13 protein-coding genes are annotated in these 12,889 nt (G+C 60.8%); 5 read left to right on the top strand and 8 right to left on the bottom strand.

The window, feature by feature from the left end; genetic code table 11:
* Positions 1 to 89 precede the first annotated feature (89 nt).
* The gene (locus GPA_RS03285; RefSeq protein ID WP_083808890.1) at positions 90 to 1,391 is read left to right on the top strand and encodes a methylenetetrahydrofolate reductase; all 1,302 of its coding nucleotides are present in this window, start codon (positions 90 to 92) and stop codon (positions 1,389 to 1,391) included.
* 34 nt (positions 1,392 to 1,425) lie between these two features.
* On the opposite strand, the gene GPA_RS03280 is transcribed toward GPA_RS03285, so the two are convergent.
* The 8 genes from GPA_RS03280 to GPA_RS03245 all read right to left on the bottom strand — a co-directional run bounded on the left by GPA_RS03280 (position 1,426) and on the right by GPA_RS03245 (position 9,093).
* Positions 1,426 to 2,448 carry a hypothetical protein gene (locus tag GPA_RS03280; protein WP_015538923.1) on the bottom strand — a complete coding sequence of 341 codons (1,023 nt, stop codon included), beginning with the start codon at positions 2,446 to 2,448 and terminating at the stop codon, positions 1,426 to 1,428.
* Positions 2,449 to 2,460: 12 nt separating this feature from the next.
* Positions 2,461 to 3,807: a hypothetical protein gene (locus GPA_RS03275; RefSeq protein WP_147274532.1), complete on the bottom strand. Its 1,347-nt coding sequence runs from the start codon at positions 3,805 to 3,807 to the stop codon at positions 2,461 to 2,463.
* 267 nt (positions 3,808 to 4,074) lie between these two features.
* A complete protein-coding gene (locus tag GPA_RS03270; RefSeq protein ID WP_015538921.1) occupies positions 4,075 to 4,962 on the bottom strand; it encodes a nucleotidyl transferase AbiEii/AbiGii toxin family protein in 888 nt (295 codons plus the stop codon).
* Positions 4,959 to 5,789 carry a type IV toxin-antitoxin system AbiEi family antitoxin gene (locus GPA_RS03265; RefSeq protein WP_015538920.1) on the bottom strand — a complete coding sequence of 277 codons (831 nt, stop codon included), beginning with the start codon at positions 5,787 to 5,789 and terminating at the stop codon, positions 4,959 to 4,961. Before GPA_RS03265 ends, GPA_RS03270 begins: the two co-directional genes overlap by 4 nt.
* A gap of 123 nt (positions 5,790 to 5,912) precedes the next feature.
* Positions 5,913 to 6,488 (bottom strand): hypothetical protein, encoded by a 576-nt coding sequence (locus GPA_RS03260; protein WP_015538919.1) that lies wholly within the window; start codon positions 6,486 to 6,488, stop codon positions 5,913 to 5,915.
* Positions 6,485 to 7,786 (bottom strand): relaxase/mobilization nuclease domain-containing protein, encoded by a 1,302-nt coding sequence (locus GPA_RS03255; protein WP_015538918.1) that lies wholly within the window; start codon positions 7,784 to 7,786, stop codon positions 6,485 to 6,487. The genes GPA_RS03260 and GPA_RS03255 overlap by 4 nt, the downstream gene beginning before the upstream one ends.
* A gap of 2 nt (positions 7,787 to 7,788) precedes the next feature.
* The gene (locus GPA_RS03250; RefSeq protein WP_041238928.1) at positions 7,789 to 8,214 is read right to left on the bottom strand and encodes a hypothetical protein; all 426 of its coding nucleotides are present in this window, start codon (positions 8,212 to 8,214) and stop codon (positions 7,789 to 7,791) included.
* 189 nt (positions 8,215 to 8,403) lie between these two features.
* The gene (locus tag GPA_RS03245) at positions 8,404 to 9,093 is read right to left on the bottom strand and encodes a chromosome partitioning protein ParB (protein ID WP_181813824.1); all 690 of its coding nucleotides are present in this window, start codon (positions 9,091 to 9,093) and stop codon (positions 8,404 to 8,406) included.
* 249 nt (positions 9,094 to 9,342) lie between these two features.
* Between GPA_RS03245 and GPA_RS03240 the strand changes: the two genes are divergently transcribed.
* The 4 genes from GPA_RS03240 to GPA_RS03225 form a co-directional block, all read left to right on the top strand.
* Positions 9,343 to 9,762, top strand: coding sequence for a peptide deformylase (locus tag GPA_RS03240; protein ID WP_015538916.1), 420 nt, complete (start codon positions 9,343 to 9,345; stop codon positions 9,760 to 9,762).
* Between the two features lie 156 nt (positions 9,763 to 9,918).
* Positions 9,919 to 10,536 carry an HNH endonuclease gene (locus GPA_RS03235; RefSeq protein ID WP_083808884.1) on the top strand — a complete coding sequence of 206 codons (618 nt, stop codon included), beginning with the start codon at positions 9,919 to 9,921 and terminating at the stop codon, positions 10,534 to 10,536.
* 45 nt (positions 10,537 to 10,581) lie between these two features.
* A complete protein-coding gene (locus GPA_RS03230; protein WP_015538914.1) occupies positions 10,582 to 10,992 on the top strand; it encodes a peptide deformylase in 411 nt (136 codons plus the stop codon).
* 115 nt (positions 10,993 to 11,107) lie between these two features.
* The coding region (locus GPA_RS03225; RefSeq protein WP_231847554.1) for a UvrD-helicase domain-containing protein at positions 11,108 to 12,889 on the top strand (1,782 nt) is incomplete at its 3' end.

Below are 12,889 nucleotides of genomic sequence, written 5' to 3'. Positions count from 1 at the left end.
CGGGGCCGGCGCCGCCGATAACGCCCCTTCCGGCGCGCCCGGGCTGCGCGGGTTTGCCGCGGCCCGGGCGCTTCCGTATAATGACCCCCATGAGAAGCGTTGCAGACATATACGCGGCCGCCCGTGCGGCGGGCCGCCAGCCGGTCTCGTTCGAGATATTCCCGCCGAAGGGCGATCTCACGCTCGAGACGGCGCACGAGGTGGCGGCCGAGCTGGCCGACCTGCTGCCCGATTTCGTGAGCGTGACGTACTCGGCGGGCGGCAGCGGCAATCGGCAGGCCACGGCCGACGTGGCCGCCATGATCCACGACGACTTCGACATCCCCACGGTGGCGCACCTCACCTGCCTGGGCGCCACGGAGGAGTCCATCTCGCGCGCCATCGACGACCTGAAGCGCAAGGGAATAGCCAGCGTGCTCGCGCTGCGCGGCGACCGCACGGCCGACGCGCCGGCGGCGGAAGGGCCGTTCCGTTTCGCGAAGGACCTGGTCATGCGCCTGGCAGACGAGGGATTCTGCGTGGGGGCGGCGGCGTATCCCGAAGGGCACATCGAATGCACGGACTTCCGCGCATCGGTGGCGCACCTCAAGCAGAAGCAGGACGCGGGCGCGTGCTTCTTCGTCACGCAGCTGTTCTTCGACAACTCGTACTACTACCGTTTCCGCGAGGCGGCCGACGCGGCGGGCATCGCCGTGCCCATCGCGTGCGGCGTCATGCCGTTTCTGGGGAAGGCGCAGATCCAGCGCATGGTGTTCATGTGCGGAGCCTCGCTGCCATCGCCCATCATCAAGCTTCTGGCCAAGTACGAGGACGACCCGGGCTCGCTGCGCGCGGCGGGCATCGAGTACGCATGCGCCCAGCTGACGGACCTGCAGCAGCACGGCGCGGACGGCCTGCACGTGTACACCATGAATCAGCCCGACATCGCACGGGCCTGCGCGGGCGCGCTGCGCGCGTCGTGTCACGGCGCTCCGTACCTGACTTGGGAATGCGCGGAGGGAGGCCTCCTGCACAGCCCTAACGCGCTGGTGTTCGGCCACCATCTGCAGGACGGGACCATGTTCTCCAAGCTCGGCGGCTTCATAGACGTCGCCTACCTGGACGAGCACACGCCGATACAGATCCAGACCCCAACTGAGAAGGCTAGCTTGACCGTCCTGGCGGTAGACAGGGTCAACGCCAACCGCGAGACCGCGAGGCTCGAGTTTGACACAGCCTTAGACCACGCCACATGGCTGGCAAGCGTCACGGCCGCATCCGACCGTAACTTGAGCTCTGCCGGATTCGACTTCGACTCAGTCGAGAACGTCGTTACGCTCTGCACCTGCAGCTACTCGACATGGGGAAACGAGAGGACGCTCGTTTACTGCGCAATCGAAATGGCCGACTAAAAAATGAGGAGGACGATTTGCCCTCCTCGTCTGCTTAGATAGCCTCAATAAGCTCGGATGATTTCTGCAGCTGGGCTTGGACTTCCGAGGTGTTCACCCTGTCCGTGATGCCGTCACCGTCATCGTCGATAACAAGGTTCACCTTGCACATCGAATAAAGCATTCCCACTAACAGCACAACGTTTTGAACAAGGACCCTTTCTTCCTCATCGAATCTGTTCCAATCCGTCTTATGCTGCCCAACAACAATCGCTTTAAGTTGTTGAAGCTTTTCGTCGTAAAGTTGCTTCACGATTGCAAGAGCGCGGCAGTAAGCATCTGCAATCGCAGCAATTTCCTCAAGAAGGACGCACGCTTCATCAACGTTCGCCTTTTCCTGGGCGATCTGCTTTTCGAACTCTTCAGCATCCTTCGCGATCTTATGACCCATGACATTGACGACGATTCCGCCGACAAGAAGAGCCGCGCCTCCAGCGGCAGAGCTCAGGACTACCGTACCCAAGGCCATTCCGCCACCCCCAGCGGCAAGGGACCCCCCTCCAAGGGCTGCGAGAATAGCATTTGTGGCAGCCGCGCCACTTAATGTCGAGATGGCGGTTCCCGTAGATGCCGTCCCTACGGCAGCGACAATCGCCGTAGTTGCGCCAGATGCGGCAACTCCGCCTGCAACGCCAGCTGCCGCGCTGCTTAATCCACCCAGAAGCGCCTTTGCGCCGATAAATAACTTTTTAAACTCATCCGAGTCAAAATCCGGAAGGTCGAAGTCATTGAGTTCAAGTTCAGCGAACTGAGGGCGATTTTGAATCAACTCGATAACGTCTGAGAATCCCTCGAAACCCTGTATTGTCTCAAGTTCTGCTAGTCCGAGTGCATCCATAGATGCATTGGCTCTCTTGCCCATGGCTTCGAAGTACTCCATCGACTCCTGGTGAATGGCTTTAGCTGTCTTCTCTTTCCCTTTTGCGTCTTTAATCTTTAAACCGCCATAGACGGCATTGCAGGCACCGAAGGCACCCGCAATCGCCGCTCCGGCTATAACAAATACAGGAACAGGCATCAGATTCTCCCACTACTCAAAAACCAAGAACGCGGTTTTGTCGGCCATATGCTTGTCAAACGAGCCTTTCCAGGGTTTTGGAATTCCAAGCCTTTCATACTCGTCTAGCAAGATTGCGTTAAGCTCGGATTCAGAGGACGCGTGCTCGATTTTTTCCGACGAAACGCTCCAAGTTGCCGATTCTCGATTGAAGGCGTCGACATCAATGGCTCTAAGCTCTTCTAGATAACTTTCGAGCGCAGCGTTGATTTCCTTCATAATAGCCACTTCGCGCTCTGGGCTGGTTCGGATTGCGACTTCGCGAACGACCAAGCTCGCGAGACGCAGCCAAGCCAAGTAGTTGAGTCGCTCGGCAAACAACGCTGCGTTCATTCCGCCGCCAGACCGCGCAAAGGCATCGGCTCCATCAATCAGGCAGAAGGCAGAGTATCCGACAAGCAGCATTGTCCTCAAGTCGTCATGCCTAGAAGAAGGAATGCAGTTTCTGAAAGGTTCGCCCTTGCCGAAATGCCTTTTCAGCGCCCAGACGAGCTTAATGCTTAGGTCGGTAACGACAACCGGAATGCCCATGCTAAGTGCGAACCTAGCGTCATAGCCGTCTTGGAAAACCCTGATGGACAGCTCGGCGACATCCATCCGTTTGCCGTCAATATTGAAATCACCGAATTTGCAGAATTGGAACAATTCGAAGAATGGGATGACGACGCCTGAGCCATCTCCAGCTCTTCTGCGCGTGAGAGAGCTGCCGGCAACGTCGGACATGATATGACCTATCCAATTCGCGATGCCGCAGAATAATTTCGATTCAACAGTATGACCTTGAAGAACGATGGAATCCTTGCCGTTTGGGTGAACGGGATCGTAAAGGTCTGTCCTTACCGTAATGAGCTCTCCGTCCGACACGAAGCTCGCTGTCGAAGTGAACTGGTTGAGAATAGAGAAAAACAAACCTACAGGGCTTGGTGAATGGGCCAACGATTTCATGTGGTGGTCAATTGTCGACATGTCGAACAACCCGCCTACGTCGGCGCCATATCTTTGGTCGTAATTCACCTTGAACATTTTTTCGAGGTGGTCGATAGCGTAGGCGACGGTGCCCTTGTCGGGATCGCTCGAATCCCAGCCGCATATTCCTGCGAACTTTTTAACAGCATTATCAACCTGGTTGCCTGACCAGGTTTCGAGAGGCTTTCCGTCGCCCGGAGCACCAACGAGAAAGATATCGATCATACCGCCTATCGAGCCACATGCAACTGCCGCAAGAACGTCAGTGATGTCGCAACCAGTTGTGCGCCTCAATGAGGAAGTGATTTCTTCCCTGGTTCCTAGCAGCTGTTCGTATGTCCCTGAAACATTCATTCATTACCTCGCCGATAAGCTTTTGATAATTATCGCTTCAAACCAATTTGCGTCAATCGTATTTTCCTCACTCAGAAAAGGGCCGGTGTCCAGCAAAGAAGACACCGGCCAAACAATTCGAGCCTTGCAATTGTTACTTGCTACATGAATCTGAACACGGCCTCGACAAGCCATCTGCAGGCCACAGCCGCCCAGAATATCGGACCTATCGCCTGGTGCCAGCCCGATCGCTTTCCCGTCGATCCCTCCCGTTCGGCAAAACCAAGGCTAGTACGCACCCGAGCCTACGAAACGGCCGCCGGGGAGACCCTCCAGAAGCCTGATCGCCAGGGATCGGTCCCTGTTGTCCGCCTTTGCCAGGACTTCCTCTTCATCGGTCAGGTTCGACAGGAACGAGAACCCGATGCGAACAGACTCGCTTAGCTCCTTCGGGCTGGGAGCGGGAACGGCCAGGGCGCCTATGTCCTCAAGGTCAAATTCCCCGTCCGATCTCTCCCTGAGCCAGCGCTCGACATCGAACACCGACTTTTCGTGACCTGGCGGCCAGGTCATTGACCCGCTGTGCAACCCGTTTGAATCGACCCAGATTTTGAGGACCGAGAGCCTCCTGACGAGGTCGAGGTCCAGGCTTCTAGCCAACGGCGCTTTGCCCATGATCCATGCGAGGTCGTACATGTCGCGCGCCGTAGTGGTCCTGTTCAGCCTTGCGACCTTCTCCGCGATGTTCTCCTCAAGCCTGACCGTCTTGATCGCTGGAAGAGGGGCCGCATACTGCTTGTGGATCGGCATGGCGACCCACGTTCTCTCGACGGGCTCGAGCCACGGCGCGGGCGAGAAGTCGAGCTTCGTCGCAAGGGACGGCTCTCGGACGAAGCCGCTCTCGAACACGACGGACCACTTTCCGCGGCGCTCCCTCACGCTGTAGCGGAATGGTCCTATGGACAGCCTGTCCACTGCGCTCGCAAAGGCCTCGGCGACCTCGTCCCTGCCCAAGTCGAAATCAGATACCGAGAAGTCGAGGTCTCCGTCGTCGTGAAGACGCTGGAGCAGGAGGTCCTGCGCCACATCCACCACCGCAGCCTCTCGACCCTGGGCCCCGGCGTTTCTCGGGGTGTGCCTCGCGATGTGACCTGGCTGTATGTTTATCGTCTTCATAGAACTCGCTCCAACTCTCTCGGGTCGAACGGCAGCAGCGTGTCCGACACCTTCCATCTCTCGTCGTTCCTGATTGCGCTTCCACGGGGGCCGAACCTCACCTTCGAGCCGGTTTCGATGCCCCTGGATATCCCCTCGGCAAGATCGGGCCTCATGCCTGAGACGAGATAGCCCGTCCTGGACCAGACGGACTGCGGCCTGCCCGCCAGCTCATCCAGCAATGGCTCCTCTCTCATCTCGTACGCGACGTCGGGAAGCCATTCGAGCGCCCCCTGCCACGATCTGACGGCACTCGGCTTCTGGGCCATGTGCACCACTATGGACTCGGGGTGAAGGCAGGGGACGCCCTTTGCCTCGACAGAGCCGATGGTGCTCTCGAACACCGAGGGGGATATCTCCCTCGGAACCTTTACCGCAGGGCGCTTCTCAAAGGAAACTTCGATGCAGGCCGGCACCCTATCGGCAAGCCCGAGCGCCCAAGCCGCCGTCTGCATCGTCAGCGCGCATTTGCAGCCAGGGTGAGAGAGCATGAACGCCTTCATGGGGAGAAGGGGGTCTGCGGTCGAGTACGGCCCCGCGCTCTCGGCTGGGGCGAACTCCCAGACCCCCCTCTGGGGGGTCTCCAGCAGCCAGCCGAGCTTCCTGAGCCTGTCTGCGATGGCGTAGCCCTGCGCTTCCACGCCCGACTGCTCGGCTATGGACGTCAGCTCGGCCATTGTGACCAGCTCGGGCCTGTCGAGCTCGAGGGCTTCCACTACGGGACTGAGCCATTGCGGTATGTAACGTGTCATAGTTATCACCTTTATCACCGATATGGTAATAAGCATTATATTTTTGGCACGTTTCGATTGCAATGCCTACAGTCCACGACACGGGAGGCGGCTCACATGAACCTGAACACGGCCTTGATGAGCCACCTGCAGAAGCCGCCGATGGCTTTGAAAATCACCCTAATCACCTTCATGATCCATCCAATCTTCCTCTTCGCTTTCAATTTCAACCTGTTGCAGCGGCTGCAACTCCCTGGCCCATGCCAGCGCTTCCCATGAAGCGCCGACTAGCTTGGCGGCGGACTCGTCGTCCATCGCGTCGTTCGACGCCCTCAACGCTTCCACCACACCCTGGAGCTGGCTTGCCAAGGGCGGTCCGCCCCCATCGGACAGAAGCAGCGCCGACGCGCAGTCGAGCCGCATGACATCGACCAAGGCATCGCCCATGCGGACGAGCGCGCGGTCACCGTCAACAAGCACCTGCTCGATGTCGTCGAGCTCGCCCGTCTCGGCGATCAGGAAGCGCCAGCCCATAGACCTTCGTCCTACGGGAATCACGCCATCATCCAGGTCTTCCTTGAATCGCGGGTCCGTTTCGTAGAAATGCGCTTGCAGCCACAAGCCCTCCTCCAGCTGGTCGAGGCGAACCTCGTAGTTTGCCAGCATGCAGCCGTCCCCGAACGGCTGGGACGGCGTGTAGGAATCTGTGTCGAACACATCCAAACGGCCGTTCCGATACTTGATCTGAACCTTCATCGGCTTCGTCCTCCCTGCTGTCTCTCCCTCTCGCGCTGCCTTGCCGCAGAAGCGCTTTGAACAGCCCTCTGGGACCCGTTCTGCCTGCTCCTGGGCTCGTACTGCCAACGCTCGGCACCACCGTTTCTGATGGCGTTTCTGGCTGTCCTTTCGGGAATCAGCCCGCGCTCTGTCGCATACTCCATAGCCGACTCCAGCTCCTCGATGCGCTCAGCGCATTTCGATGCGGCTCTTGGTTCTTCCTCGCGGTCCATTCGCCTTTGCAGGGCCTCGATTCGCCTGCCGTAGTCGGCGCTGCTGCCGATCGAGTAGCGCGCGTTTGTTTCGACCGTCTTCGCCAGGCTCCCGAGCTCGGCTATGTCGTTGAGCTCAACCGCGTCGGTTGCCATGGAGAGGATTGCCCTGGATGATGCGACATCCGGATGGTAGGAGCCGATGCGCTCGAACCGCTCCGTCAGGGCTATCTTTCCGAACGTCATGCCGAGCCTTTCCCCGGATACCTTCTTCGACCGCTGGTCGGCCAGGGAAAAAATCCAGTCCTCGCGGGGCGCGTGCGCTGAGTTCTCAGAGACCTCTACCTCCATGAGCTCCAGGATCCTCATGAACTCTCCCTCGTTTCGCGACAGCACCTTCGCGACCGACACTCGGTTGCGGATGTCGCTCACCCAGGAATATGCGCCGGCGTCGAGCAAGCCGCGTTCCGAATGGTTGATGTAGATCGCTTGCCTGGTTTGGGGTCGGGGAGGGTTTCTCGGGTCGCTCTGTCCCATCCTGCCCTTCGGCATCTCGTTGGAGAACGCGCTCAGCCCCTTCTCCTTTGCAATCTCTTGGAGGCTCCGGTTCATGTCCAGCGCGTTCGGGATGTGCAGGCGCCTTCCCGTAGCCAGGTTCGTGTTGTTCACCACAACGTGGGCGTGCGGGATTCTCTGCTTGTTGTCGTCGTGGTAGATGACGGCGACCTGGTAGTCGGAGAAGTGCTTCTTGACCCAGGCGTGCGTAAGCTCGCGCAGTCCTTCAAGGCCGATGCTGTCGCTAGGATCCGGGGAGATCACGTAGTGACGGAACGCGATGGCGCGTTGCCCCTTCCATGGCGTGTCGTTGCCATAGTCGTGGCGCAATGCGTCCATCTCTAGAGCCCACTCCACTTCGTTCTTAAGAGCGGTATCCAGTCCCTTGTCCTCGACCTCGTCCCAGGAGAGGTTGAAGAAGTCGCGCATCAAGGCCCTCCCGTTCTTCTCCAAGTAGTCCTCGATGCGGCTGCAGCCAGTGTGGCCGTTGATGGCTTTCAGCATCGGCATGGCTATCGCCAGAACCTCTCGGACTCATGGACGTCGTGGACCATGTCCTTGATCTCCTCAACGGAGCCCTGAACGAGCTCGAGCTCGTCTGCCGCCTTCGTCAGCTGCTCCTTGGCCACTTGCGGGTCGATGCCGCCCTTGTTCCTGACGAACATGGCGATGGTGTTCAAGGCCCGAACGGCTTGGTTGTAGTGGCGCCCCCAGCGAATCAATTCGCGGTTGATGCGCCCCATGATTTTCGCGTCGATCACGACGACGCGGCTCCCTCGGTCGAAGGCGTCTAGCTCGTCGGGATCCGCTATGGGAAGCCTGAGGAGGGCACGGATCGCCTCGGAGTTTGCGAGCTCCAAGGCCTCCGCTCTCTTGTCCAGGAGCTGCCTGTCCCCCTCGGTCATGCGGCAGCTCACGGTGCGCGTGTATTCGCCCATCGTTTTCTCCTTGCGTCTTGTAGGGGCCACGGGGGATCCCCCGTGAAGGAAGCGGCGGCGGTGAAAGCCGTCTTGCCGCTTCTGCATGCCGGAGGTCGGGGAGGGTTTCCCGGATGATGTTCCCATCCGGGGGTGGAAGCGCCCAGCCCCGCCTCTGGCCAAGTTCATTGCGTTGTAATACGCAATGAGTTACTTGCTACGATTCGAATCTGACGGGTTCTGCCGAGCCCCATGGGCATCGGCGAACCCTCGCACCGCGTCGCCGGCCTGGCGGGCCAGCTCGGCGATGCGGAAAATCGCCTCCGAATCCGCCGCAGAAGGGTTTCGCGGAAGGCTCGCGACGAAGCGGCTGAGCGCCTTCTCGGCGCTTGCGAGCCGCTTGTCGGCGGCGGGTTCGGAGGCCTTCATCGAGGCGACCAGCTCGGTGGTCGCCGCCTTGGACTTCGGCGACTCTGCCCATTTGTTGAACGCGGCTCTCTGCGTTGCCTCGTCGGCTTCGGCCAAGGCGCCGACGGCCTTGGCGGACAGCTCGCCCGAGTCGGCGGCGTCGCGCCATTCCGGGATGAGCCCTGCGACCTTCTCGGCCAGCGCCTCCTCGCGCTTGATGGTCTTGCCGCTGACCTTGCGGCCGGTCATCTCCTCGACGATGCGCGCCTTCACGTCCTCGGTTCTCATGCCTGTGAGCGTCGGGTCGTTGGCGCGCATCTGCTCGACCTGGATTCCAAGGGCCTTGGTGGCGGCAGCGCGCTCGGTGACGGTCAAAGAGCGGGTGAAGAAGTTTGCAGTGTGAAGCAGCACCAGGGCCTGCTCGTCGGAGACGTCGGAAGCGATCCTGCAGGGGATCTTCGAGTACCAAGCAAGACCGTCGCGTCGACCCAATCGAAGACCTGAGACCCTTGTGCCCCAACTGCCATCGCATGATTCATCGGAAGAGTTCGGGCGTCTACACGATCGAAGAGCTTAAGACTATCGTCAATTCCTAGCTGAGCGTTTTTATCCGAGAACGACTAATGGCAGGACCCGACAACGACCCTTTCCCGCGCCCCTTCATGATAGAATGCTCCCCTAACGAAACCGGCCTGGCGCTCGCGCGCCACAGCCGCCGAACATCCAACCGGACGGAGCATCATGATCAAAGAACTCGTGACCGACGAAGCCATCCTCTCGCAGCCGTGCGAGACCGCCACCGCCGAGGACGCCGTCGTGGCGCAGGACCTGCTCGACACCCTCGCCTCGCTCGACGAGGCGGCGTGCCTGGCGGCCAACCAGATAGGCGTGGCGAAGGCCGTCATCGTCTACCACGACGAGAACGAGCAGCCGCACGTCATGTACAACCCGGTTCTGAAGCAGGCGCTCGGCGCGTACAAGACGGTCGAGGGCTGCCTCACCCTGGAGTCAGAGTCCAAGGTCACCCGCTACGAGCGCGTCAAGGTGGTCTACGACGAGCTGGTGGACGGCGCCCTCGTCAGCCGCAAGCGCGACTTCACCGGCTGGACCGCCGAGCTCATCCAGCACATGATCGACCACTGCAAGGGCAAGCTGGTCTAAGGATACGAGCATCAAGATATCCCTTCAAGCCTTGTTCTCCTGAATTATCAGCCAATGTCTACGCTCGCCTTCTCACTCAATTGACGTAATTTGATGAAATGAGGGGGCGTGTTATCCGCGCAAAAATACCAGAGCTCCCCCAGAAAAGATCGCCCCATGAATGATAGACAACACATAAAGACAACCGTTCAGGAGTCGATTGACTATTGGTCGCGACACGTAAACGAATGCGGACTGAGCGTCGACTGGAGCGAAGCTGAAACTCACTGTTGGAGGTGTGGCTGCAAGAGAAACCTGGAGCGATGTCACATTGTGCCCCACGCCCTAGGTGGAAAAGACGAACCATCGAACATAGTTCTTCTCTGCCACCGATGCCATGCAGAAGGACCAAACGTCAACGACCCGGAAATCATGTGGGACTGGCTGAAAGCTTACGGTGTTTCATACTATGGCACGTTTTGGAAAATCGTCGGAATGAAGGAATACCGCTTCATATATAGGCACAGCGCACTGGAAGAGGCGGAGGCCATATTGGAATCTGCAGGAATCCCCGTGGATTCTCCTTTGGCACAAAAGCTTTTCAACGACCATCTCGATAGGGCAACCCAAGAAGCAAGTATTCACTACGGACAGCCATATTTCAACGCAGCCACGATGGCGGGCATATTCCGCGTGGCTCTCAAGAAAATGGCGAAGACCCTTGGCGTTGATTTTCCTTCGTTGCCGGAAGTCAGGGACATTGCACACGAACCATGGTGGAGCGAGCTGACATAGCTCAAGCTTCGCCGTGTGCCCGAAACACGACAGGAGGCTTTGACCATGATCAAGCCCATCATGACGAACCGGATGTTTCTCTTGCTGCCCTCGTCGCCCGCCACGGCGGCCGACGCCCAGACGGCGCAGGACCTGCTCGACACGCTCGCGGCGCACGCCCACGAGTGCGTCGGCATGGCGGCCAACATGATCGGCACGGCCAAGCGCATCATCGTCTTCGACGACGAGGGCACCCCGCGCGTCATGTTCAACCCGGAGATCGTCGGCCGCTCGGGCACGTACGAGGCCGAGGAGGGCTGCCTGTCCCTCCCCGGCAGCCGCCGCACAACGCGCTACCGCACCATCAAGGTGCGCTTCGAGGACCGGGGCTTCCAACCGCGCGAGCAAACGTTCACCGGCTTCACCGCGCAGATCATCCAGCACGAGATCGACCACTGCGACGGCATTTTGATCTGACCGGCGGCCACCCCTCCTCCACGAATCGCTGACAACGGCCACTCGCGCGTGGGAATCCGGTAGAATGTTTCGGCGAACTTTTCGACTTGACCGATGCGTGCTGCAAGGAGAACCCGTGCCGACCGAACCCGCCCCCACACCCGACGACAGCGCCGACCCCGTCTTCGACCAGGAGCAAAGCCACCTCGCGCACACCTACGCGAAGCTCCAGCAGATCGGGCGCGCCCTCGTGCGCAAGATGGAGCGCGCGCAGCGCGAGGCGGCGGCCGACAAGAAGGCGATGGCGGAGGAGCTCGCGCCCAACTTCGCCACCTACGCCGACGCGATGGAGACCTACGCGGACTTCGCGGCCATGAACCGCGTGATCGACGGGTACAACCTGGCGCAGGACGCCGATGCGGCCGAGCTCGCCAAGGTGGAGCTTTTGCTCAAGCAGCCCTACTTCGCCAAAGTCGCCCTGCAGTTCAAGCCCGGGCAGGAGCCCAAGGAGCTCTACATCGGCACGGCCGGCATCTCGGACGAGAACTACCGCCGCCTCGTGGTGGACTGGCGCTCGCCCGTGGCCGAGACCTACTACAACCAGGACAACGGCCGCACCTCGTACGTGGCCGACGGCCGCACCATCGAAGCCGACCTCAAGCTGCGCCGCCAGTTCGACATCGAGGAAGACCGCCTGAACGCCTACTTCGACACCACGGTCGCCATCCAGGACTCGCTCCTCCTGGCGTCGCTCTCGAAGCAGCGTACCGCGCAGATGAAGGCCATCACGGCCACCATCCAAAAGGAGCAGAACACCGTCGTGCGCCACGAGGACGTGCCGGTGCTGCTGGTGAGCGGCATCGCGGGCAGCGGCAAGACGTCGGTGCTCCTGCAGCGCATCGCCTACCTCTTCTACCAGCAGCGCGGCAGCCTCGATGCGAGCGAGGTCTTCCTCATCTCGCCGAACCCGGTGTTCAGCCACTATATCGCAAGCGTGCTCCCCGACCTGGGCGAGCGCAACCCGGAAAGCCTCACCTGGAATGAGTTCGCGCGCCGTCTGCTGCCGCCCGACCGGGGCAGCGGCCGCGTGGACGTGCCGCTCGCCGCGCTCGCCCGCATCGACCGGACCGTCGAATCGTTCGAGTTCGACGCGAACGACTTCAAGGACGTCCGCGTGGACGAGAAGCGCCTGATCGCCGCCGACCAGATCCGCAAGCTCGCCGACAAGCTCGGCCGCATCCCCGCCGGCCCGCACCGCATCACGCTCATGCGCGAGGAGCTGCACGCGCGCCTGGAGAGCCGCCTCAAGCAGATGGCCGGCACCGACGAGGCGCTCGACGAGCTGGAGGCCCTCGAGGCCGACGAGCAGCTGCGCATCTTCGGCGAGCTCATCGCGCCCGCCGACGAGCAGGAGGAGCGCGCGCTCGCCCTGCGCTACCTCACCGACCGCTACGCCGACGCCTTCGCCGCCGTGGAGAACGACAACTGGCTGCGCATCGACCGCATCGGCATGCGCCTCCTCGGAACCGACGGCCTTGCGCCGCTCGAGTGGCTCTACCTGAAGATGGCGCTCACGGGGCTGGGCAACCCCGACGCGAAGTACGTGATGGTGGACGAGGTGCAGGACTACACCGCCGCCCAGCTGGCCGTGCTCGCGCGCTACTTCCGCCGCGCGCACTTCCTGCTGCTGGGCGACCCGAACCAGGCCATCGCGCCCGACACGGCCTCGTTCGACGAGGTGCGCGAGGTGTTCCAAGCCGCCCGCGGGCAGGTGGAGGAATGCCGCCTCATGACGAGCTACCGCTCGACGCCCGAGATCACCGCTCTGTTCGCGAGCCTGCTGCCGCCCGAGGAGCAGCTCCAGGTCTCCTCCATCCAGCGCGCCGACGAGCCGCCGGCCGTCCGCGCCTTCGACGAC

This window comes from Gordonibacter pamelaeae 7-10-1-b (assembly GCF_000210055.1).
Classification (GTDB): domain Bacteria; phylum Actinomycetota; class Coriobacteriia; order Coriobacteriales; family Eggerthellaceae; genus Gordonibacter; species Gordonibacter pamelaeae.
The sequence above is the reverse complement of the archived record's forward strand: the minus strand, read 5'-3'. Positions and strand labels throughout refer to the sequence as shown.